Origin of the sequence: Parabacteroides sp. AM17-47 (assembly GCF_003434625.1) — a bacterium.
Lineage (GTDB): Bacteria > Bacteroidota > Bacteroidia > Bacteroidales > Tannerellaceae > Parabacteroides > Parabacteroides distasonis.
On sequence record NZ_QTLI01000002.1, the window covers coordinates 193554 to 216542 of the forward strand.

At 45.6% G+C, this 22989-nt stretch carries 20 protein-coding genes; 16 read left to right on the forward strand and 4 right to left on the reverse strand.

The features are described from left to right. Positions 1–70: 70 nt before the first annotated feature. Both DW205_RS02230 and DW205_RS02235 read right to left on the reverse strand, forming a co-directional pair. Positions 71–1606: a carbon-nitrogen hydrolase family protein gene (locus tag DW205_RS02230; protein WP_005868392.1), complete on the reverse strand. Its 1536-nt coding sequence runs from the start codon at positions 1604–1606 to the stop codon at positions 71–73. 79 nt (positions 1607–1685) lie between these two features. Next, entirely contained in the window at positions 1686–4175 is a 2490-nt protein-coding gene (locus DW205_RS02235) for an alpha-L-arabinofuranosidase C-terminal domain-containing protein (RefSeq protein WP_005868391.1), read from the reverse strand. 179 nt (positions 4176–4354) lie between these two features. Here DW205_RS02235 and DW205_RS02240 point away from each other — a divergent pair, with 179 nt between their 5' ends. The 14 genes from DW205_RS02240 (at position 4355) to DW205_RS02305 (ending at position 21028) form a co-directional block, all read left to right on the forward strand. Then, on the forward strand, positions 4355–4720 hold the full coding sequence (locus tag DW205_RS02240; protein ID WP_005856577.1) for a PleD family two-component system response regulator: 366 nt from the start codon (positions 4355–4357) through the stop codon (positions 4718–4720). After that, positions 4720–5895: a sugar transferase gene (locus tag DW205_RS22430; RefSeq protein ID WP_005868390.1), complete on the forward strand. Its 1176-nt coding sequence runs from the start codon at positions 4720–4722 to the stop codon at positions 5893–5895. Before DW205_RS02240 ends, DW205_RS22430 begins: the two co-directional genes overlap by 1 nt. A 32-nt stretch (positions 5896–5927) precedes the next feature. Beyond that, complete coding sequence (locus DW205_RS02250; protein ID WP_005868389.1) at positions 5928–6704, forward strand: TolC family protein; 777 nt, start codon at positions 5928–5930, stop codon at positions 6702–6704. Positions 6705–6707: 3 nt separating this feature from the next. After that, complete coding sequence (locus tag DW205_RS02255) at positions 6708–8867, forward strand: hypothetical protein (protein WP_005868386.1); 2160 nt, start codon at positions 6708–6710, stop codon at positions 8865–8867. A 9-nt stretch (positions 8868–8876) separates the two neighbouring features. Continuing rightward, the gene (locus DW205_RS02260) at positions 8877–10337 is read left to right on the forward strand and encodes an O-antigen ligase (protein ID WP_005868385.1); all 1461 of its coding nucleotides are present in this window, start codon (positions 8877–8879) and stop codon (positions 10335–10337) included. 8 nt (positions 10338–10345) lie between these two features. Continuing rightward, positions 10346–11557 (forward strand): glycosyltransferase family 2 protein, encoded by a 1212-nt coding sequence (locus tag DW205_RS02265; protein WP_005868383.1) that lies wholly within the window; start codon positions 10346–10348, stop codon positions 11555–11557. After that, complete coding sequence (locus DW205_RS02270) at positions 11554–12666, forward strand: glycosyltransferase family 1 protein (protein WP_005868381.1); 1113 nt, start codon at positions 11554–11556, stop codon at positions 12664–12666. Before DW205_RS02265 ends, DW205_RS02270 begins: the two co-directional genes overlap by 4 nt. 12 nt (positions 12667–12678) lie before the next feature. Continuing rightward, the gene (locus tag DW205_RS02275; protein ID WP_005868379.1) at positions 12679–13305 is read left to right on the forward strand and encodes a DapH/DapD/GlmU-related protein; all 627 of its coding nucleotides are present in this window, start codon (positions 12679–12681) and stop codon (positions 13303–13305) included. Beyond that, positions 13290–14216 (forward strand): glycosyltransferase, encoded by a 927-nt coding sequence (locus tag DW205_RS02280; RefSeq protein ID WP_005868377.1) that lies wholly within the window; start codon positions 13290–13292, stop codon positions 14214–14216. Before DW205_RS02275 ends, DW205_RS02280 begins: the two co-directional genes overlap by 16 nt. Before the next feature lie 14 nt (positions 14217–14230). Then, positions 14231–15676 carry a lipopolysaccharide biosynthesis protein gene (locus DW205_RS02285; RefSeq protein ID WP_005868375.1) on the forward strand — a complete coding sequence of 482 codons (1446 nt, stop codon included), beginning with the start codon at positions 14231–14233 and terminating at the stop codon, positions 15674–15676. After that, positions 15673–16791, forward strand: coding sequence for a glycosyltransferase family 1 protein (locus DW205_RS02290; protein WP_005868374.1), 1119 nt, complete (start codon positions 15673–15675; stop codon positions 16789–16791). The genes DW205_RS02285 and DW205_RS02290 overlap by 4 nt, the downstream gene beginning before the upstream one ends. Positions 16792–17473: 682 nt before the next feature. Next, positions 17474–17866, forward strand: coding sequence for a hypothetical protein (locus tag DW205_RS02295; protein WP_005868373.1), 393 nt, complete (start codon positions 17474–17476; stop codon positions 17864–17866). Continuing rightward, positions 17856–19313, forward strand: a complete 1458-nt coding sequence (locus tag DW205_RS02300; RefSeq protein ID WP_005868371.1) for a DnaB-like helicase C-terminal domain-containing protein — start codon at positions 17856–17858, stop codon at positions 19311–19313. The genes DW205_RS02295 and DW205_RS02300 overlap by 11 nt, the downstream gene beginning before the upstream one ends. Further along, the gene (locus tag DW205_RS02305; RefSeq protein WP_005868370.1) at positions 19307–21028 is read left to right on the forward strand and encodes a DNA primase; all 1722 of its coding nucleotides are present in this window, start codon (positions 19307–19309) and stop codon (positions 21026–21028) included. Before DW205_RS02300 ends, DW205_RS02305 begins: the two co-directional genes overlap by 7 nt. Before the next feature lie 234 nt (positions 21029–21262). On the opposite strand, the gene DW205_RS02310 is transcribed toward DW205_RS02305, so the two are convergent. Further along, positions 21263–21508, reverse strand: a complete 246-nt coding sequence (locus DW205_RS02310; RefSeq protein ID WP_005868368.1) for a DUF6722 family protein — start codon at positions 21506–21508, stop codon at positions 21263–21265. A gap of 198 nt (positions 21509–21706) precedes the next feature. Here DW205_RS02310 and DW205_RS02315 point away from each other — a divergent pair, with 198 nt between their 5' ends. Further along, positions 21707–22147: an HU family DNA-binding protein gene (locus DW205_RS02315; RefSeq protein WP_005868367.1), complete on the forward strand. Its 441-nt coding sequence runs from the start codon at positions 21707–21709 to the stop codon at positions 22145–22147. A gap of 1 nt (position 22148) precedes the next feature. Here the strand turns inward: DW205_RS02315 and DW205_RS02320 are convergent, their stop codons facing one another. Then, complete coding sequence (locus tag DW205_RS02320) at positions 22149–22373, reverse strand: DUF4248 domain-containing protein (protein WP_005856539.1); 225 nt, start codon at positions 22371–22373, stop codon at positions 22149–22151. Positions 22374–22464: 91 nt separating this feature from the next. On the opposite strand from DW205_RS02320, the gene DW205_RS02325 reads away from it, so the two are divergent. Continuing rightward, positions 22465–22932 (forward strand): glucosaminidase domain-containing protein, encoded by a 468-nt coding sequence (locus tag DW205_RS02325; RefSeq protein WP_005868364.1) that lies wholly within the window; start codon positions 22465–22467, stop codon positions 22930–22932. The last annotated feature ends 57 nt before the right edge of the window (positions 22933–22989 follow it).

Consider the following 22989-nt stretch of genomic DNA (forward strand, 5'->3'; position numbering starts at 1 on the left):
AATATAATTGTGTTTAATAGTGAACACTACTGGGTTCAACCATGAATACTATTGTGTTCAACCGCAAACACTACTGTTTTTTTACCCTCAACTCATACAAGTCGTGGCGACGGTCCCGAAGGTTACGCACGCTACCATACGTATGCAACTCGTTGAGCAAATCAAGGTCCACGTCCGATACGAGGATCATCTCCGTATTCGGGGTTGCCTCCGCACGCTTGCCATCGGTCGGGAAAGCGAAATCGCAAGGCGTGAACACACCCGACTGGGCGTACTGTATATCCATATTATGCACACGAGGCAGGTTGCCCACGCTGCCCGCTATCACCACGAAGCACTCGTTCTCGATCGCCCGGGCTTGGGCACATACACGAACCCGAGAGTAACCGTTCTGCGTATCCGTAAGGAAAGGCACGAAGAGGATCTGCATTCCTTGGTCGGCCATGATACGGGAAAGCTCCGGGAATTCCACGTCATAGCAGATCAGCACGCCGATCCGGGCGCAATCCGTATCAAACGTCTTCACCATCTTCCCGCCCGAGAGTCCCCAGCTCTTCTGCTCGTCCGGGGTGACATGTACCTTCTCGTACATCTCGTAGGAGCCGTCACGACGGATCAGGTATCCCACGTTATATAGCGCCCCGTCCTCCTTCAGCAAAGGCATGCTACCGGTGATGATATTGATATTGTAACTGATGGCGAGGTTCACGAATCGCTCACGGATCTCCTCGGTGTACTGGGCCAGCCCACGGATGCTCTGCGCCTCCCCCAGATGGTTGAACTTGGCCATCAGCGGAGCGTTGAAATACTCGGGGAAAAGGACGAAGTCGCTCTTGTAATCGGATACGGCGTCGACGAAGAACTCCACCTGCTCGAACACGTCGTCCAGTGTCTTATAAGGCCGCATCTGCCATTGTACCAGACCGACACGCACGGTTGTCTTCTTATCCACGTAATCCGTCGTAGGCGGCTGGTAATAGATATTATCCCATTGCAGCAGGGTAGCGCAATGCTTCGACTCCTCGTCGTTCGGCAAGTAGTTCATCATCACTTTCCGCACGTGGAAATCGTTGGAGAGCTGGAAGGTGAGCACCGGGTCGTAGATCTGGCGTGAGCGCACCTTCTCGATGTATTCCTTCGGACGCATATGATCGGCGTATTTATAATAGTTCGGAATACGTCCGCCGAACATGATCGCCTTCAGGTTCAACTTCTCGCACAGCTCCTTCCGGTACTCGTACATACGGCGGGCCAGCCGGAGGCCCCGGTAGTCCGGATGGATGAACACCTCTATACCATATAATATATTCCCGTTCGGATTATGCGTGCTGAACGTCTCGTTGCCCGTTACCTTGGCGTAGGTATGATCCCCTTTCACCATGTCATAATCCACGATGATGGAGAGGGCGCATCCTACGATCCGGTCATCCACCAGCGTCACGACCTGTCCCTCGGGAAATATCCGTATCAACGTCTCTATCTGCTTGCGGGTCCAGAAAACATCCTTGTCGGCGTACACCCTCTTGAAAGATTGCGACAACTGCGTATAGTCCTCAAGCTGCAAGCTCCGGAGCTCTACCTTGTTTATCTTATGCATTGGTTCCATAACACATTTTTTTGTTAAAGTCGCCGCGAAGTTAGGATAAATACAGATAAAGTGTACCGGCCCTCCTGCCCTATCTGACCTACTCCATGTATAATTTCAAGATCGTCACTGAATTAGGCGGGAAATTATAGATAAACGGGCCGCTCATCGGGAATACGATAGGCTCGGTGACAGGCGTTACGGCCCCCGGGTTCTCAAACGTATTACGAGCCTCCGGCTCCCCTCTCAATTGGATCAGCTCCGCCTCGTTACGGATATTCACTCCCTCAATACGCAAAGAGGTCTTCTCCTCGTGGCGGGTCGTATTCACGACCTTCAAGTAAATCACCCGGTTCTCCTTGTCGAGGGTAGCGACGGATACCAACGACGGGATCGGACGCATATCCACCTCATGCAGCAATACGCCGTCCACATAACAACGGACACGCTCGTACTCGCACGTCATGCGAACCGTATACCACCGGTTACTCTCAAAAGGGAAGCGCACAGGAGAGACCAAGCTATCCTTCACGCCACCTACCTGATGGTACAGCTCGCTCGTTCCCGCCCCGATCGTCAGGGCGATATAATCCGCCTGCTCGCCCGTCCGCCCGTTGTCGCGGAGGCGAAGCTGTATCTGCCCGCTACCTTTCGTACGCCGGACGGTAGCCGTATATTCATAGGCGTAGCTCGTAGAGTCGCCGAACAATACCTGGTTCCACCGGTTGGCCTCCGGCACCAACGTACCAGCCTCCGGGACCCTCCATCCCCCGCTCATCACGGATATATCCGATACGGGCACGCCGTCGATCCGCACGTCCTTGAACTCATAGCTATTATCAAACATCTCTACGCCCGCCCGGCCCGTACGTACCTGTGGTTTCTCGTAGGTATCCACGATCGTCTTCAGCACCTCATTCCCCCGATGGCGGGTAAACATCTTTAATAAATGGTAGGAAGGAGAGACCACCGCCTGATGGGTGTTGAAAGAGATCAACGGATGGCGCTGGTTCTCGAACCCGGCGTTGCCCAATACCGGGGCATACGCCAAGCGGCGTACCATATCCGGGTTCTCCTCCGCCCCGACCAAGAAACAGGCCTCGGCCACCGCCGCCCGGAGCGTACCGGCCAAGGGCCGCTCCGTCGTCCCAAACTCCCCGATAAACACCGCCGGCGAACGTCGGGAATACCGGTCGCTATTAAACCTGCTGGCGTTCGAGAGGAAGAAATTCTCCCCGGCGTAATAATGGGAATCCACCCACTCGCTACGGCCTCGCTTCGTGAGGGGCGAACTGCTGATAACGGTAATCTCCGGATAGGCCTCCTTGATCGCCTTGCGGAAAAGCTCAAAGCGCCTGAAATACTCCCCGCCATAGTTCTCGCTGCCGATCTCGACATACTTCAAGTTGAAAGGTTCCGGATGCCCGTTCCTCGCACGCAGGGCGCCCGGCAGGGAATCCGCCGGGGCGTTCGCGTAGGCGATAGCGTCCAAGGCATCTCCCGTGAGCTTATCCATCGCCGTGATATCCTCGTAGCGGGGCCGGCGGCTTTGGCTCGTGATCCCGCTATTAATAACGTAGATAGGCTCCGCCCCCATATCCTCGCACATTTGCAAGTACTCGTGGTAGCCCATGCCGTTCGTCGTACCATAGGCCCATACGTTCCAGAAATGCTTACGCTCCGAGATATCGCCCAGCGTCTCCCTCCAGATAGGGTACGTACCCGCCGTATACCCCTCCACGAAACTGCCTCCGGGGAAACGGATAAAACGAGGGGCCAAGGAATCGACCAGCGCCGCCAAGTCCGGTCTCAGCCCGTTCTTCCGTCCCTTCCACGTATCCTCCGGGAAGAGGGATACCACATCCAGCCAAAACACGGCGGAGGTATCGGCCGTGATCGTCAAGACCGCGTTCGGCGCGTCCTCCGTAGCCGTAAACGTATGCCTGTATCGTTTCCACTCGTATAGCGGCGCTACCTGAAACACATCGCTCAAGACCGTATTAGCCATCGAGTCCTCCAAGGCCACCCGGATGGTACGGGGCACCATATTCGCCCCCTTGGCGAAAAACGAGAGATCGTATCGTTCCCCTTTCCGGATCGGTATCCCCCGGTATCCCTCGGCTATCACGCCTCCGCGCCCCGACTCCCCGGAAGCCGATACGGCCACGAGCAACGACCGCCGGTTCTTATCATTCACCAGCTCCTTCATATCCGGGTATATCTGTGTATTAGGGACGATCCGCCTCCATCCCGGTACGGAATCTCCCCGCATGAAAGGGATCGTCCAGCCATTCGGGGTAATCAAGACGTTCCGGGCGGCGTCGTAAGGGCAGTTCAAGGGTGGCACGCCATCCTCGAAGCTCCGGTTCTGGATCAGCTCGGCGTACAGCCCCCCATCGATCCCATGGTTAATCTCCTCAATGGTCAAACCATACAGATCCGGGTTCACGGGAACCGTCAGGCCATCCGCCTCCACGGTTATCGTAGAGATCACCGGCATCTCCGGCTGGCAAGAGGACAAGCCCATCCCGACAATAGCGCCAACCAATAAATGAATAACATCAAAATCTATATATTTCCTCCAACGCATCTTCGAATACTCATCTCATTTATGTGCGTACAAACTTAATCAAAAAATCGCAGTTTCCCCTATTTTCAAAGTCCGAACTGTTTTTTCAAAAAAACAATTGAAAAACATAGATTTTTTCAATTTAATATCCTAAATTTGCATAATAGATAAAACAAAAGACGACAATATTATACGACTCTATGGAGAAATCTGTTCTTTTAGTGGATGACAAGCAAGAAATCGCAAAGATAATCATGCTTTATTTATCAAGTACTTACAAGGTATCCTATAAAGAAAATCCTTTGAAAGCGATCGCTTGGCTTCAAGAAGGCAATTTACCGGATTTGATCATCTCTGACTTGAATATGCCAGAAATGTCCGGAGAGGAATTCTTGGTTTATTTAAAAGCGAACGATATGTTCAGCCATATACCGGTCTTGATCCTATCGAGCGTAGAGAGCAGCTCAAATAGAATACGTTTGTTTGAGGAAGGGGCGGAAGACTTTATCTTGAAGCCTTTCAATCCAGAGGAATTAAGGGTAAGGGTAAAACGAATATTAAGATAATGAATTATGTCTTTTTCGGTAATAACGTGCCGTTGGCCGAACGTTTACGTAAGGCATTAGGCACCGGGGTCATAGAATGTATAACGCTTCTGCAGATGAAAAACACGCTTCTTCCTGCCGAGGAAATGGATTATTGTGTATTCATCGAGAAAACAGATCCTACGTTAAACATTCCTGCGATCATGCATTTGCATAAGACGTTTCAAAATATATATATCGTATTAATCGCCCCGGAAATGACCCGGGAGGAGAAAATATCCTATTTGCAAGCCGGAACGGACTGTGTCATCTCCGAGTCTACCTCTAAGGAAGATTTAGTGAAGCTACTGGGTATCGCCGAGAAATGCAAGAGAATGGAAAAAGCGCGTAAGCCTCAAATAAAAGAGCCTGATCTCGCCATTTTCAAGCTGCCTTTATGGAAAAGGGTCTTCGACATCATTTTCTCATCCATGGCGCTCCTCTGCCTCTCCCCTATCTTTATCATCACGGTGATTTGGATCAAGCTGGAGGACAAAGGCCCCGCTTTCTACAAGTCGAAACGAGTAGGCAGCAATTACAAGGTTTTCGATTTTTATAAGTTCCGCTCTATGTATATGGACGCGGACAAGCGCTTGGCTGAATATAAGAAACTTAATCAGTATATGGAATCTATTGATGAAGAGGCCGTGGCCTCTTCATCAACTTCTGTGAATTCACAGAATGCGACCTCTTTTTTTAAAGAGAATAAACAAAATATCATTTTATATTCTGATAATGACGCTACTCCCGAAAACGACTATCTAAAAATAAAGCGTCACGAACGTTCCAACGCTTTCATCAAATTAGAGAATGATCCCCGTATAACAAAGATCGGCCATATTATCCGGAAATATAGCATTGACGAACTCCCCCAGCTATTCAATATATTAAATGGAGACATGTCAATAGTTGGTAACCGCCCTCTTCCCATATACGAGGCTGAGCTACTGACCAGTGACGAATACATACAACGCTTCATGGCTCCTGCCGGCCTTACAGGTCTTTGGCAAGTAGAGAAACGTGGCAATTCTGGTAGTATGTCCGCCGAGGAACGTAAACAATTAGACATCAAATATGCTCATACCTTTTCTTTCTGGCTAGACATAAAGATTATATTCAAGACGTTTACGGCGTTCGTGCAGAAAGAGGATGTATAAACTATACATAGCTGATAACAAACATAATTCACATGAAGATACTATTTATTCTATTATTCATATTAAATGCTTTTTCAATTGTCGCACAAAAAAAGAAGACATACTTCGATAAAGCGACAACAATAGAAGTAACTTCCGGCACGGATTCTATAAATGCCATGCTAGATGACTATGAACGTATTCAATTACCACCTCTATCGGTTTTTCTGGAATCCGTATATGACCATCCTTCTGTCAGAATTTATGAAGCTAAAAGAGATGAGGCTAACGCCGATATGAAGATTACAAAAAGAGAATGGTTGGACTATTTCAGGGTATACGGCCAATATCAATATGGGCGATTAGTTCAACTTTCTACAAGAGAAACCATAGAAGATCCTTCATTTCTCACCAGTATAGGCAGTAATCAGCATACTTACAGTGTAGGTATTTCCGTGTCTATCCCATTCGGAGACTTATTCAGCCGAGGCCAAAAAGTACGGATGAAGAAAGCTCGTTTCCGTCAATTGGATTATGAGTATGAAATGTCCATAGAAGAACGGAAATTAAGAATACTGGAAGCTTATAATAGTGTCTTACAAGCATTGGCTACATTAAAAGCTAAATCAGATGCTGCCGCACTTTACAACGCCCAGATGAAAATCTCCGAACAAGATTTTATTAATGGAAAAATTGATATTATCTCATTATCCATGGAACGTGGACGTCGTTCTGGTGCCGTGATTTCTTACCAAGAAGGTCGTGCGACCTTACACAATGCCGTAACTTTATTAGAAATGCTCACAAATGTTAAGATTATAAATCGATAACCCATGGATATAACACTTTATATATCGCGTTTTATATATAGAATCCGGCATCAATTAGTATTCGGAACGCTAATAATAACAGCGTTGGTTGCTTATTTCAGTCAATTCTTAGAAAAAAAATATACAGTTACCACCTCAATTTACACTGGCATTACGTCTAATACAGGATTAGATGATGAGACTCGGCCTGATTGGCAAGCTGTGAATAACACCTATGATAACTTGGTAAATCTAACCAAATCAAGAGGAACCTTAGAAAATGTCTCATTGAAATTACTAGCTCTAAACTTAATGCATGGAGATCCGGAAATAGATAATCTATATATAACAGCAAATAACTATAAAAAGTTGATAGCTTCCGTGCCAGAAGAGATCTTACTTTTAGTTGATACAACTTCTCTTGACAAAACCGTTAACTTATTCAAGGAGTATAAATACAGCGACAGTCGTAATTATTTACATGAGTTGTTTAATGGATCTAGTGCATTTTACAGTTACAATGCCTTATCCAGTATTATCATCAGAAGGCAAGGAAACAGCGACTTAATAGAGATAGCTTATACTTCTACCGATCCCGGTATTACATGGAATACGGTCAAATTGGTGAGTGAAGAATTAAAATATTCGTATAACAACTTACGATATCAAACCGCAAATGATATTGTTAAATATTATGAGGAAGAACTTAAGAAACTTCGTGTACAACTGAATAAGCAAGAAAACGAGCTTACTGATTATAATGTAAAGAATAGTGTTATTAACTATATTGAGCAAACTAAAGCTATCGCCCACTCTTTCGCAGACTTTGAGAATCGATATGAGGAGACACGGCGAAATTACGAGAGCTCATCCAGCATTATCAAAAATCTGGAGCAGTACATGGATATTCGTACTAAATTAGTTAAGTCCAATGAGGAATTCATTAATACCTTAGCCGAGGTATCCCGTATTAGTGGTAAAATAACAGAAATAGAGACTTTCACCTCCGATGAAATGCTAAGTAAAGACCAAGAGTTAGTAAAATACAGGGAAGAACTACGAGATGCCGAAAAGAAAATAGGTCTAATTACTAATAATATTAATAGTTATAAAGAAAGTAAAGAAGGTTTAGCCATTGAAGGTTTAGTTCAAGAATGGTTAAATCAAACACTTATACAAGCGAAAGCTCAAGCTGATTTGAAGGTTCTAAACGAGCGCAAGAATGATTTTGCAGATCAATACAAGAATTATTCTCCTATTGGTACACGAATAAATCAACAAGAACGTGAGATTCATGTAACCGAGCAATCTTATCTTGAAGTACTTCATGCTTTAAATATGGCAAAGATGAAGCAGAAGAATCTTCAATTAACCTCTTCAAACTTAAATACGATCTCGGATGCCTCCTATCCTTTATTCAGTGATAAAGGAAAGCGGTTTCTATTAGTTGTTGCCGCATTTATTGGTAGCATTATCTTTATTATCGGATTAAACCTAGTTATCGAGTTGCTAGATCGTACGCTCCGGGATGCCGAACGGGCCAGACGTCTTACTGGCATGAATATATTAGGGGCTTTCACAGGACGTAATTCCCAATTAAAATATCGTGGATTCGTAAAAACTTGTAACCGTATCTCTGCGGCTTATGCTTGTAACCGGTTAACACCTTACATCAAAAAGGGCGATACACTTTGTATCAATATACTAAGTCTAGAGGAAAAAGAAGGAAAAACGTTTATCTCACGATATTTCCAGGAATCTTGGGAAGAGCTTGGCTTCAACGTAAAATACCTAAGAGTCGGTCAAGATATCCCAATCGATGCCTCCTTATTCATGGCTGAACATATAGACAAACATATCCAGCTTGAAAGCAGGCCGGATATATTAATCGTTGAGTATCCTTCTATCCAACAGTATGGTGTTCCATCCCATTTGCTAGGGTCAAGCCAAGTCAATTTGTTAGTAGCTAACGCTTGCCGGGTTTGGAAAAATAGCGATACGGAGTTAGTTAAATATCTGCGTGACATTACAGAAGGCACGGCATTGTACTTATATCTAAACAATGCCACGAGAGAGGCCGTGGAAGATTTCACGGGGCAATTACCCCCTCAAACATCTATGCGATCTTTCGCAAACCGGATGATGTATATGGGATTAACGGCGACTAATACCGCTGTAAAATAACGAAAACACATGGAAACATCAAGATACATACAAGAGGACAATACTTCGTTCAAAATATCTCAGCTCTTTCTTGTCTTAGGGTTGGGAGGTATTGGCATATCCTTGCTGTATAACTCAATTCCAGTATTCATACTAATAACTTTGATTCCATTATTCTGTGTAGGAGGTATCCTTTTATTAAGATATCCATGGCTTATATTATTCGTTATATTCACGACCAATTACTTCATATTAGGCATCACCCGATACATTCCCATAGAAGGGATCAGTGTTATTATGGAAATCCTATATATGATAGCTTTGGTACTGATCTTTATTCAAGCTGCCCTTTTTCAAAACATAGAATGGCGTAGAGCATTTAATATCCTAAGTATCGCATTATGTATCTGGATGGGTTATTGCATTTTAGAAATAATCAATCCAACCAGCTCATTAGAAGGTTGGATATTATCAAGAGGATTAATATTCAATGGATTGATTATAGTTATTATTACATCTCTATTATGTACACGCTATTCCATACTCAAAGCTATCATATTTTGTTTATCCATATTCACGTTATTTGCGGTAATTAAGACATTAATGCAAAAGTTTATTGGATTTGATAGTTTTGAGACAAAATGGCTTAATGCCGGAGGAGCCACAACACATATTATTTGGTCTGGAATCCGCTATTTCTCATTCTTTACGGATGCCAGTAATATGGGTGCCAATATGGGTGCCGCCATCATGTTTTTCGGTATAGCCTCTCTCTACATGCGATCTGCATTATGCAAGATATATTATTCATGTATAGCGATTCTAGCACTTTATGCTTTGTTCCTTTCCGGGACAAGAGGAGCTATAATCGTACCATTAGCAGGGCTAGCACTTTACACACTGATCAGCAAACAAACTAAAATGGTCATTGGGGGAGCAAGTATGTTATTGTTTATCTATATCTTTTTCGCTTTTACGACTATAGGAGAAAGCAACTCATCTATCAGAAGAATGAGAACCGCTTTTAACCCAACCAAAGATGCCTCATATATCGTACGCAAAGAAAATCAAAAAAAATTAGCCACATATCTCAAATATAAGCCCTTTGGGGAAGGGCTTGGACTATCTGGAGATGGATTAGGAGTAAAAATATCCACTCGTTTTACCACTTCTATTCCAACTGATTCTTGGTACGTAAAAATTTGGGTAGAAACAGGCATAGTTGGATTGATTCTTTATCTTAGTATGATTTTTTTAACTATAGGATGGGGAGGGTGGATCATTGCCACACAGATCAAGGATCTTGAACTAAAAGGATTATTGTCCGGATTACTTTGTGGTATATTCGGTATGTTCATTAACGCATACGCAAACTCGTTTTGGGGTCAATTTCCAACAATGATAATCGCATTTATGGGGCTAACATTTGTGTTAAACGGTCCTTACTTTGACAAAGAGATACGAATAAAAAAAATTAACTGTTTCAAATAAATAACGCTATGATTGAACAATTCTTTCAAATAGGAGAAAACTGGATTGATAAGGAACAATATGCCTTTCAATTAGGAGATGCCATCTTATTCCTTTGTTTTCTGATATTTGTACTATATTTATTCGTGTTTGCCATCTATTCAAAACGGAAACCACAGTATAATTATCCAACTGCCAAGAAGAAGTATCGTTTCGCTGTCTTGTTCCCCGCTTATCAAGAAGACGAAGTTATCATAGACTCCGTAAAAAATTTTCTCGTTCAAGAATATCCAAGAGAACGATACGACATTATCGTTATATCTAATCAGATGCGACAAGATACGATAGATAACTTAAAAGCATTATCGGCGAAAGTCGTTAAAATGGATAGTCCCCAAAGCACAAAAATCGAGGCTCTCAAAGAAGCCATACATTATATTGAGAAAGGAGATATAAAGTATGATAATGTCGTTATCCTCGATGCGGATAATATCGTAAAACCAAGTTATCTCGAGAAAATAAACGATGCCCTTTATGCGGGCTGTTCCGCATTGCAAACACACAGAGTCGCTAAAAACCGTGATAGCAATATCGCTGTGCTCGATTCTGTCAGCGAAGAAATTAACAACTCTATCTTTCGTAAAGGCCATACCCGTCTCGGATTCTCTTCCGCCCTTAGCGGCTCCGGCATGGCTTTCGAATACGAGCTTTTCAAGGATATCATACAAGAATGTCACGATATAGGAGAAGATAAATACATGGAAAGAAAGCTTTTGTTGCAAAATGTTTATATCGAGTATTTGGAAGAAGTATATACCTATGACGAGAAAGTTCGAGGTAAGAGGGATTTCTATAACCAGCGCCGTCGTTGGTTGACAACTCAAATCAGCAACTTATTCTCGGGTCTTTTCCAAATGCCGGCAGCCATATTTAATGGAAATTGGGACTATTGCGACAAATTATTTCAATGGATGATGCCTCCTCGCGTATTACTGCTAGGTTTTATTATATTAATAGCCTCATTTTTGACTGTTCTCGATTTTATAACATCCATCAAGTGGTGGCTCTTATTGGTCTTGTTAGGTATTACATTCAGTATAGCGGTACCAGACTATCTTGTCGACAGGAAATTCAAGAAAGCGATAGCGAGCGTTCCTGTCTTATTCATACTTATGTTCCTCAATATTTTCCGTATAGGAGGACACAAATTTAATCCAACTAAACATTCTTTAAAACCATGAGAATAGCAATTGAGGCACAACGTATATTCCGGACCAACAAACATGGGATGGACTTTGTCGCTCTTGAGAGTATTCGAGAGTTACAAAAAATCGACAAGGAAAATGAATATTTTATATTCGTCAGTCCAGGTGAAGATCATTGCCTAGAAGAGACAGACAATGTACATATTATTGAGGTAAAATGCCCTACCTACCCTCTTTGGGAACAAGTTGCGCTTCCACGAAATGTAAGCAAGATAAAGCCAGACCTCTTGCATTGTACCAGTAATACCGCCCCACTAAATTGCCCTGTCCCGTTAGTGTTGACATTACATGATATTATTTTCCTAGAACCCCGTCAGGGAGGAAATAAATCTTGGTATCAAAACATGGGTTGGTATTATCGCCGCATGGTGGTTCCTCGCATACTCCCCCAATGTAGGAAGATCATCACAGTCTCTCGTTTTGAATGCGACCGCATACGTGAGGCATTGCGATTACCCAAGGATAAAATCACAGCTATCTATAATGGATATAGTGAGCACTTTCATCCCCTGCCAGAGATATCATCTATTACCCATAAGTATATTAATAATGACGATTATATTTTTTTCCTAGGCAATACAGATCCTAAAAAAAACGTCGCCCGCACGTTAAAGGCATATAGCCTTTATTTGAAGCACTCAGAAAAGAAACGACCTCTACTTATCGCAGACTTAAGCGAGGATAAACTAGACGCTATCCTACGAGAGCAACGGATAGAAGAGATCAAGCCCTTTCTCTCATACCCGGGATACATCCCTAATACAGACCTAGCTTATCTATATAACGGCGCTTTCGCTTTTTTATATACTTCCCTAAGGGAAAGTTTCGGTATTCCCTTGCTAGAAGCCATGGCTTGCGGCACACCTGTAATTACGGGGAACACATCCGCAATGCCAGAGATAGCTGGAGAAGGCGGAATACTAGTTGACCCGTTGAGTGAAAAAGAAATCGCAGACAAGATACTATATTTAGAGCGAGATCAAATATTCTATCAAAATCAAATAGAATATGGTTTAAACAGAGTCAAAAGATTCTCTTGGTCACAAACAGCGGAAAATCTTTTGACCCTATATAAAACGATTTAAACCTGATAAGTCATGGATATAGGCCAAATCAAACAGAAAATCAAGCAAAATGAGTTTTTGAAGAAAATAGTATTCTATTCAATAACCTCTCCTAAAAATCCTAAACCTCGTTGTTGGGTAAAATGGTTTGTCAATCCTTGGATCCATAAGAAAGGAAAAGGAGCTATCATTCGAAGGAGAAGATCCCGTATTGATGTATTCCCTTGGAATCAGTTCACGGTAGGTAAAAATTCCCTCATTGAGGATTTCACGACCATCAACAATGGGGCAGGCGATGTTATCATAGGCGACAACGCCCGTATTGGAATCGGTTCGGTGGTGATTGGTCCCGTACGATTCGGAAATAAAGTCGGATTAGGTCAGCACGTTTTCATCTCCGGTTTTAATCATGGATATGAGGATGGAAATGTGGATTCCAATGAACAACCTTTAGTAAAGAAAACTGTAGTAATAGATGAAGACTCCCATATTGGAGCAAACTGTGTAGTCGTAGCAGGTGTCCATATTGGTAAGAGATGCCAGATCGGAGCTGGAAGCGTAGTAACTAAGGACATTCCAGATTACTCCGTTGCTATAGGTAATCCCGCTAGAGTTATCAAACGTTATGATATTAACAAACAAAAATGGATAAGAATCTAGTTAGCGTAATCATACCCCTATATAATACCGAGGAGTTCGTAGAAGAGGCGGTAAGATCTATCATGTGCCAGACTTTACGAGAAATAGAGATCATTGTTATAAATGACGGCTCAACAGATAACAGTCTATCTATCATAAAACGCCTAGCTGATGAAGATAAACGTATCCGAATTTATACACAGTATAACCAAGGGCCATCAGTCACCCGAAACAAAGGCTACGAATATACCCAAGGTAAATACGTTTATTTTATGGATAGTGATGATTATCTGGAGCCAGAAGCCTTAGAAACATGCTATATTAAATGTGAACGACAGGCTTTAGATTTCGTTTTTTTTGATGCGGACATATTAAACAAGGAAAAACATAAAAACATATCTTTAAACTATCAACGAAAAGATTGTACAAATCCGGAGTTAGTATATCAAGGCCCATATATCTTAAAACTCCTAATAGATCATAAGGCATATTCTCCATCCCCATGTCTTAATTTCATAAGAAGAGAATACCTAACAGAGATCCAACTCGATTTTCTTCCCGGAATCATCCATGAAGATCAATTATTCACATGCTTGTTATATTTACAGGCCCAAAGAGTATCCTCCATACACAAGGATTTCTTCAAACGTAGGCTACGGGAAGACTCAATCATGACCAGTAAGTTCTCAATGCGAAACATGGAAAGTTACTTTACGATAACTGCCCATTTAAGCAAATTCGCGGACTCACACCCAATGTTCCGTGAAATAATCGACTTATATTTATCAAGAATGCTCAACGCCGCAGTATGGCTATCCTATAAAATACCCTTTAAAGATCGCTTGAAAATAGCCAGACGATGTCTAAAAGAATATAGGCAATACGTGACAACAAAAAATCTAATAGTTTTATTATTCAAATCATTCCTATAAAAACAAAAGAAACTATGGCATCCATAAAAAAAGAATTAATATCAGGAGTATTATATACGGCCATATCCAAATATTCCGGAATAATTATTTCTCTGGTTGTCACCGGAATATTAGCACGCTTAATTGCCCCCGAAGAATTTGGTATAGTAGCAATAGCAACTGTAATTATTTCTTTTTTTGGTATTTTCAGTGACCTAGGTATTGCGCCCGCTATTATTCAAAATAAGGATTTAACAGGCAAAGATCTTAACAGAATATTCTCTTTTACCTTATGGTTGGGAATCATGATATCTATTCTTTTTTTCCTATGCTCTTGGCCCATTTCTTTTTTTTATAAACAAAAGACATTACTGACAATATGCCAACTACTATCCATCAATTTATTTTTTGCTTCGGCAAACATCGTTCCTAACGCACTCCTATTCAAGAATAAGGAGTTTAAGTTTATCGCATATCGTAGCTTAACTATCCAATTTATTGGAGGAAGCATAGCCATCAGTGCCGCCATCGCAGGTGCCGGACTATATGCATTAGTCATTAATCCTATTTTCTCCAGCATTCTCTTATTTATCATATCATATCGGAAAAACCCTCAAAAGTTACAATATACATTCGGTCTGGATTCGGTCCAAAAGATATTCAGTTTCTCAGCCTATCAATTTTTATTTAATGTAATTAATTATTTCAGCAGAAACCTTGATAAATTATTAATCGGAAAATACATGAATATGAATGCCCTAGGGTATTACGAAAAATCATATCGGCTAATGATGCTTCCTTTGCAAAATATAACCCATGTGATCTCTCCTGTCATGCATCCAATCTTTTCCGGTTTTCAAGATGACTTGCATAAGCTAGCGGATTCATACGAGAAGGTTATTCATATTCTAGCCTTTATTGGTTTACCCCTGTCTGCGTTATTATGGTTTTCCGCAAGGGAAATCACTCTCATTTTGTTTGGGGATCAATGGATGCCCTCCGTTCCGGTATTCCAGATATTATCTATATCTGTTGGTATACAAATAATATTATCAACATCCGGCTCTATTTTCCAAGCGGCCAACGACACTAAAAGTTTATTCATTTGCGGCGTATTCTCCACTTTATTAAACGTATCTGGCATTGTAATAGGGATATTTGTATTTAAAACGCTCGAAGCGATCGCATGGTGCATTACTATCACATTTACGATCAATTTCATCCAATGCTATATATGGATGTATAAAGTGACATTAAAGCGTAATGTGAAAATCTTTATCCGACAATTTTTATCACCTATTGTATTAACAAGTATTTTGATACTCTTACTATGGCCTATATATGAGATATCATACAAGATGACTGAGCTAGGAAGCTTATCCGTTAAGATTCTGTTAGCTATATCTTTTTCTTCCATATATATACAATTAAGTGGAACTTATGATATTATTAACCTACTTAAATCCAAGATACAGAAATGAAAGCTTTATTCCTGATATTTCACGGTCTTAATCCTGCTAATGGGATCAGCAAGAAGATCTACTACCAAGTCAATGCCTTAAGAGCATGTGGCATTGATACGAGACTCTGTTACCTAAATGAGTCTAACGGCAGGAAATTGAGAATGATAGACTCCGAGGTACTACAAGATTATGGAGCAGGGTTCAAGGGTAAAATACTGAAAAGGATAGAATATTCTTCAATCGTTGAATATGCGAAGAAAGAAAATATTAGTTTTATTTATATGCGATCTGATCATAACGCTAATCCATTCACGATTCATATGGTTCATCAAATGCGTAAAGCGGGGATAAAGGTTGTAATGGAAATACCAACTTATCCTTATGACCAAGAATATATAGGTTTCTCTCGTCGGAAATTACTATTTATAGATCAATGTTTCCGTCATTCCTTGGCCAAACAATTATGCGGGATCGTGACTTTCTCCGACTATAAGACCATATTCGGCATTCCCACTATACAAATATCGAACGGCATTGACTTCTCGCAAATTAAATTGAAACAACAGGTCAACGATACAAACAAGGAACTTCACCTAATAGGAGTAGCGGAGATTCATTACTGGCATGGATTTGACCGTCTGGTTAAAGGTCTGGCTGATTATTATGATTCACATCCCAATTACAAAGTCTTTTTCCATATTGTAGGAGATTTCTTCGGGCAACGAGAAAAAGATGATATCCTTCCAATCATCAAACAGCATAAATTAGAGAACTACGTAACCCTTCACGGCGCTAAGCACGGCGAAGAGCTTGACCGGCTTTTTGAGAAAGCAGACATGGCCATCGGTAGTCTTGCACGGCATCGTAGCGGTATCACCCATATTAAAACATTAAAGAACAGGGAATATGCCGCCCGGGGCCTTTCTTTTATTTACTCTGAGACAGATAGCGACTTTGAGAATAAACCGTATATACTTAAAGTGCCCGCAGATGAAACCGCCATCGATATAAACTCATTAATACATTTTTATGAAAAGCAATCTCTTTCTCCCCTTGAGATCAGGGAATCAATTCGATCTCTCTCATGGGAAACTCAAATGAACAAAATAATTAACTCTATAAAAATCTCATAAGAAAAAAACATGGTTATTCCTTCGCAAAAAGGTAAGACGCCTTCTTTTTCCTATGATATTTGTAGGGAGCACTTACTATACATAAATAATATTCACATGACTAGAATTCACGAGTTATAGGCCATTATCTACAAATATATTTTAGTGTCTAGAATCAGCCTCAAGGCTGCACAATCACTCATAGTTTATTAAAATATTCAATCCCTAAAAAAATATCTATTTTCCAATTAACATCACATAATAATCCTCCATAAATTTAGCTATTACTATCTAAATAAAGCGTACTATAACACATGTTTGTAAACATTTAATATCTTCGTATATATTTTGTTTTATCGCAATTTTATTCCGATCTTTGCAGAGATTTAAACAACAATTATAAATCCTCACGATCTTCATAAAAAAAGAGTGGAATATTTATTCATTCATGATTTACGGCCATTGTGAAAAAACGATCTAAATGAAATGGTTCTTCAAAAAAGACGGAAACGACACGTTTCCTATTTAAATCTTTTAATAACTCCCTTGTATATTTATATATAGCGGTGCGAAATCGTGGCGAAAAAAAGCAACGATTCCAAGCTTATCCGCTAAGGATTAAGAAGTTCAGAGTTTGATCTAGAATGCGATTCAGAGTACGATATTTATTAACACGCCCTAAAGGGGTATAATTCAAAACATTATGTATAAACTATTCAACACGGATGAGCTACGGAAGAACGGCTACATCCGCTATCCCAGAGTTTTCTTGGATATGCTCATAAGAAATTGTTGCAAGGGAAAGCGGATCCCGACGCAAATAGGGATCATGCTGTACCTGTACAGCAAAGTCGCCTATAGCCCTTACCAATGTCCATGGAAAAATGACACATACACCATCCAGAAAGGGCAATGTATCGTGAAAATACCCGAGCTGGCCACTTATCTTGGCTGCACGGTCTATGCCATACGGAAAGGATTGGAAGAGCTAGAACAAAGCAGCGTGATAACCAAGAAAAAACTAGATCACGGTATGGCGGTGGAAATTATCAATTATCAGTCGTTCATACTAAACAAAACATCTTATGGCAAATAAGAAAACGCTAACCCCTACCTCCCTCCCCGCCAGCCTCACGCTACCCGAAGAGCGGAAAGCGGAGAAAGCCCTGCTCTTCGGGCTGCTGGCCTCACGCAAGAGCCTTCCCGAGATCGCCTTCAGGATAAGGCCCGAGATGTTCACCCACCCGGATATCGCCTTGGCGATAGAGGCCTACCTCAGCCTTCACGGGAAGGGGGAAGGAACGGATATACTCTCGGTGGAGAAAGAGATACGGAGGCTCTCGCCGGAGAGGGCCGGGCAACTGCCCGACCTCTTCGAGCTGGCCCGGCAAGACGGCTACATGGAGGTAGGCGGAGAGTTCGTACGGCAGCATTGCCAGTACATAAGGGAGGCCTTCGTGGCAAGGCGGCTTATCCTGAGGTGCCACGAGCTGGCGCATAAGGCGGCGGCCGACGACCGGGATACGCAAAAGCTGATATCGGAACTGGGAACGGTGGCCGATGAACTGGGCGAGCAGCTCTCCCTCACCCACGAGATACCGGACATGCCTACCGCCACCGCCGAGGCCATGGCACGGGTACGGGAGATACGCGAGCGGGTAGCCCGGGGCGGTACGGCGGGCATACATACCGGGCTGGGGGGACTGGACAGGCTTATGGGAGGGTTGCGGACAGGCTCGCTCCACGTGTTCGCCGCCCGCCCGGGCATGGGAAAGACGGCCTTCGCCCTTTTCATGGCGGTGAACGCCGCCAAGCAAGGGGTACCGGTTTGCGTCTACAGCCTGGAGATGTCGAGGGAACAGCTGATCTTCAGGATGCTGGGACAGATAGCCGACGTGGAGCCTTCGAAGATCACCAAGGGAACCGCCACCGAGGAGGAGATGAGAGCCTTGGAGGAGGCGAGCCGGCAGCTGAAAGAATTGCCGATATGTATCAACCAACGCTCGGACATCCAAATAGACGAGATACGCTGCGACATCTCCCTCAGGAGGCGGCAAGGGAAGTGTTCCCTCGCCATCATCGATTACTTGCAGCTAGTAAACCGGGACGACAAGGGGCAGACCCCAAACGAGGCCATCTCGAACATCACCCGCAAGGCCAAGATTACGGCGATGGACGAGGAGATACCGATCGTGCTGCTCTGCCAGCTGAACCGCAATTGCGAGACGAGGGGGACCTACTCCTTCAGGCACCAGCTATCCGACCTCCGGGACTCCGGCTCTATCGAGCAGGACGCCGATACGGTGGCCTTCATCAGCCGCCTCTCCGTGGTGAACATACACGAGGACCCGGATACGCACCTGCCTACCCGGGGGAGGGGCACGATCCTGCTGGCCAAGAACCGCCAAGGCGAGCTGGGACACGTGCGCTTCATGCACAACGAGGGCGTGACCTCCTTCTGGGACGACACCCAGCCGGCATGCGTCCGCAAGGCCCGGGCGGCGGAGCCTAAACCGAAGGGAAAGGGCCTCTTCGAATGCTGACAGACGATACGCTGCGCAAGGTGCGGGAGACGGCCCGCATCGACGAGGTAGCCTCCGGTTACCTCACGCTACATCGCTCGGGGAAGGACTTCGTGGCGCTGTGCCCGTTCCACGACGAGCGGCATCCCTCCTTCCGCGTCTCCCCGGCGAGGAACATCGGGAAGTGCTTCAGTTGCGGCGAGGCGGCGGACCCGATACGGCTCGTGTGCCACATGGAGGGATGCGGCTTCGAGGAGGCAGTACGCCTACTGGCACGCAAATACAATATCGAGGTGGAAGAGACCGCTGCCGCTGGTCGTGAGCGGCGGCGGGACGAGCGGGAAGCGTTGTTGCTGGCGAACGCCTCGTTCGCTAGCGGCCTGCTACCGGGCCACCCCGTAGGTACGGCACGTACGATAGAGGATCGCCATGGGCTGGAAGAGACCTACCGCGGCTTCGGCGTGGGACTTTGCCCGCCCGACGTCCCCCAAGTGTTCCGCCCCTTCCTAGGCCGGCTCATCTTCCCGATACACACCACCGGGGGACAGGTGGCCGGGTTCGCCGGACGGAGCCTTACCCCGTCGGAGAAGGGGCGGAAATACGTCAACTCCCCCGACAGTCCTGCCTACCACAAGGGGCATATCCTCTACGGCCTGCACAAGGCGGTGAAGGCCGTTCGCTCCGAGGGGCGAATCCTGCTTTGCGAGGGATACAAGGACGTGCTCGCCTTCCACGCCTGCGGCATACGGTACGCCGTGGGGCTATGCGGCACGGCGCTCACCGAGGAGCATATCCGGGCGATACGGAGGCTGGCCGGGCAGGTGACGCTCTCTCTCGATCCCGATCCGGCGGGACGGCAGAACACGGTCCGGTGCGCCCATATGCTCCTGTCCGAGGGATGCGCCGTCAGCCTGCTTCCCCTGCCCGACGGCATGGACCCGGACGAGGTGTACCGCCGGAAAGGGAGCGACGAGCTGGCACGCCTAGCACGGGAGGGTACCCTCGATTACCTCTCCTACCGCATCCGCCAAGCGGCTTCCCGCCCTCACACGGACACCGCCGCCATCAACGAGACGTTGGGCGAGATCGGCCTCCTCTCCTCCCCGCTGGCCGTGTACCGAAGGATCGGGGAGCTATCCGGAGCGACGGGAATACCGATAGAGGTACTACGGCAGGAAATCTCCGTCGCCACAGGCCCGAAAAACGTACCGGTACCGGTGCCGAAGAAGGAAGCCGCAGGCCTCACGCCCGCCCTGCCACGAGAAAGGACGTTACTGCGTTTTTGCCTCACGCACCATGACCGGATGTTCTACGACCCCGACGGAAACGGGATTTCCCTGCCCGCATGGGTCTCCGGCGAACTGGCGGACAACGAGCTTCCCCTAGAAGACCCGGAGCACGCCCGCTTGCTCCACCTCCTCGCCGAGGGCAAGCACCCGGACGGGATAGCGGACGAGCGGCTCTCCGCCCTTGTCCTCTCCCTCCGGGCCTCCGCACCGCAAGATACCGGGCCGGTACCGGACGAACGGCTTCCCGGCGAGACCCGCTTCCAAGTGCTCCTCTACGGCGAGTCCTTCGCACGCCGGAAGTTAGCCCGGGCCTTGGAGTCCGTCCGCACGGCGGCGACACCCGAAGAGCGCCTGCGCCTACAAGCCACGCTCGAGAATCACTTCGCCCTAAGCGACCGTATCGCCCGGGAATTGCAAAGCCAAAGTATCCTGCCGGAGGGGATATAGGGGGGAGACAAAAAAAACTACCGTGTTTGGCGCCGAACACTATTGCGTTGGGAAGCCAACACAGTAGTATCCGAAGCCAAACACAGTAGTGTCCGGACCGGAAATACGATAGTCCTTTTATTTCATGCTATCCAACCAACGCTTGCCGGATGGCGTGTACATCCAAACGATAAACACCACAAGTATCAATAGCATTACCCCGAAAAGAAATGTCAATGGATTCATAGCTCTTTATTATTTCAAGATTTTATTACCACAGAAAGCTAACCCGACAGAGAACAAGATCCCTACCATGAACATTCCAATCATACTTATCTCTATCTTTTCCGATTGGAATAACATAGCTATTCCACCCAGCACCAATGCCGTGAACGTCAGTTTTGACAAATCGTAAAAATATTTGCCCAACGTCTCACGCTGGCACTTCGCCCGTTCACGGGACTCACCTCTCACGTCTCGCCGCTTGTCTTTCTCTTTCATACCGTAAATTTTTCATGTCAATCGAATTTTGATTGGGCAAACATACGCTTATTTCGTTAGAAAACCAAGCGTTATTCACTCAAAATCCACCTCTTTACCCCCATTCACCCGACCTCGCCCCCCTTCGTCCCCGTTGACCGGAATCCCACCGGCGGCATGTCGTACCTTTACGACGTAATCAATAAAACACCAGACATTATGCCGATCAAGTACCGATTAGTCTTACGAAAAGACATGACCAAGGGAGCCGCCGCCGGCTCCAAGTTGTATTACGCCGTGAACAAGTCCACCGGCACCTGCGATTTCGAGGAGCTGTGCGACCAGATCGCCGACCGCAGCACCGCCTCCCGGGGCGACGTGCAGGTCGTGGTAGACGGCCTCCTCTACATCCTCAAGCAACGCCTCCAGAAAGGGGAGACCGTCCAGCTGGGCGATCTCGGCCACTTCCAAGCCGTGATCGGCAGCAAGGGCACCAAGCTGGAGTCCGACTTCAACGCCTCCCTTATCAAACGTCCCCGGATCGTCTTCCGTCCGAGCGTGACGCTAAAGAGCGTCACCGGCCTCGCCAAGTTCGAGAAGATCGTGCCCGACGCACCCGCCCCGGGAGGAGGCGACAGCGAATCCCCCGACGAAATCTGACTCAAGGCTCCCCTAGATGAGAAACGATGCACTCCCGCTGACGGGGCGATAAGATCCGTTGGCGGGGATGCCATCCGCACTCCTCCAGCCGCTCCATCAACTTTCCGCTGACACGTATCCACCGGGACAGCTTATCCGAGGCTTTCTTCTTCGACAATAAGGGAAAATAACTCATCGCTATATCACAAAAATAATAGGCGCCGACACCGGTCTCCCGCTTTTCCATACTGATGCTGTTTATTTATTAACTTATTCAAAGATAGTAATTTAAGATTAATTTCCCAAGAAAAATCAAACCATAATTCATCGTATATATCATGAAACAAGCCTATATCTCCACCCACCTTGCCGACGCCCAGTCCGCCGGCGACCGCTTCCACCTAACCCCCATCATCCTCCTTGCCCAAGCCGCCCTAGAAAGCGGCTGGGGCACCTCCCGCCTAGCCCGTGAGGCCAACAACCATTTCGGCATCACCGGCTACGGGGCGAGCAACGCCTTCTGGCACGGGGGCCGCGTCACCGCCCGATACAAGCGGGGCGAGTTGCTGTTCCGCCGCTACGACTCGGCACGCAACTCCTACCTCGACTTCGCCCGCCTCCTCGTCTGCTCCTACCCGCAGGCCGCCGCCATGAGCCGTTTCCCCGCCGACTACGCCAAGGCCATCGCCTACAGCCCCTACATCAGCGAGCTGAACGGTGACAACCGGGAGCGCTACCGGGAGACGCTGGTACAGCTCTGCCGCGAGATCGAACCGATTTACTCATCCCTAAAAAACAACAATTGATATGAATAAGATACGACAAATACTAGCCTTCGTCCGCAGTCTGCTGGATTTCTTGCT

What these genes read in the sequence shown, in the direction of transcription:
- DW205_RS02230 (WP_005868392.1), bottom strand. Translation starts at nt 1,606, where the DNA reads ATGGAACCAATGCATAAGATAAACAAGGTAGAGCTCCGGAGCTTGCAG.
- DW205_RS02235 (WP_005868391.1), bottom strand. Translation starts at nt 4,175, where the DNA reads ATGCGTTGGAGGAAATATATAGATTTTGATGTTATTCATTTATTGGTT.
- DW205_RS02240 (WP_005856577.1), top strand. Translation starts at nt 4,355, where the DNA reads ATGGAGAAATCTGTTCTTTTAGTGGATGACAAGCAAGAAATCGCAAAG.
- DW205_RS22430 (WP_005868390.1), top strand. Translation starts at nt 4,720, where the DNA reads ATGAATTATGTCTTTTTCGGTAATAACGTGCCGTTGGCCGAACGTTTA.
- DW205_RS02250 (WP_005868389.1), top strand. Translation starts at nt 5,928, where the DNA reads ATGAAGATACTATTTATTCTATTATTCATATTAAATGCTTTTTCAATT.
- DW205_RS02255 (WP_005868386.1), top strand. Translation starts at nt 6,708, where the DNA reads ATGGATATAACACTTTATATATCGCGTTTTATATATAGAATCCGGCAT.
- DW205_RS02260 (WP_005868385.1), top strand. Translation starts at nt 8,877, where the DNA reads ATGGAAACATCAAGATACATACAAGAGGACAATACTTCGTTCAAAATA.
- DW205_RS02265 (WP_005868383.1), top strand. Translation starts at nt 10,346, where the DNA reads ATGATTGAACAATTCTTTCAAATAGGAGAAAACTGGATTGATAAGGAA.
- DW205_RS02270 (WP_005868381.1), top strand. Translation starts at nt 11,554, where the DNA reads ATGAGAATAGCAATTGAGGCACAACGTATATTCCGGACCAACAAACAT.
- DW205_RS02275 (WP_005868379.1), top strand. Translation starts at nt 12,679, where the DNA reads ATGGATATAGGCCAAATCAAACAGAAAATCAAGCAAAATGAGTTTTTG.
- DW205_RS02280 (WP_005868377.1), top strand. Translation starts at nt 13,290, where the DNA reads ATGGATAAGAATCTAGTTAGCGTAATCATACCCCTATATAATACCGAG.
- DW205_RS02285 (WP_005868375.1), top strand. Translation starts at nt 14,231, where the DNA reads ATGGCATCCATAAAAAAAGAATTAATATCAGGAGTATTATATACGGCC.
- DW205_RS02290 (WP_005868374.1), top strand. Translation starts at nt 15,673, where the DNA reads ATGAAAGCTTTATTCCTGATATTTCACGGTCTTAATCCTGCTAATGGG.
- DW205_RS02295 (WP_005868373.1), top strand. Translation starts at nt 17,474, where the DNA reads ATGTATAAACTATTCAACACGGATGAGCTACGGAAGAACGGCTACATC.
- DW205_RS02300 (WP_005868371.1), top strand. Translation starts at nt 17,856, where the DNA reads ATGGCAAATAAGAAAACGCTAACCCCTACCTCCCTCCCCGCCAGCCTC.
- DW205_RS02305 (WP_005868370.1), top strand. Translation starts at nt 19,307, where the DNA reads ATGCTGACAGACGATACGCTGCGCAAGGTGCGGGAGACGGCCCGCATC.
- DW205_RS02310 (WP_005868368.1), bottom strand. Translation starts at nt 21,508, where the DNA reads ATGAAAGAGAAAGACAAGCGGCGAGACGTGAGAGGTGAGTCCCGTGAA.
- DW205_RS02315 (WP_005868367.1), top strand. Translation starts at nt 21,707, where the DNA reads ATGCCGATCAAGTACCGATTAGTCTTACGAAAAGACATGACCAAGGGA.
- DW205_RS02320 (WP_005856539.1), bottom strand. Translation starts at nt 22,373, where the DNA reads ATGGAAAAGCGGGAGACCGGTGTCGGCGCCTATTATTTTTGTGATATA.
- DW205_RS02325 (WP_005868364.1), top strand. Translation starts at nt 22,465, where the DNA reads ATGAAACAAGCCTATATCTCCACCCACCTTGCCGACGCCCAGTCCGCC.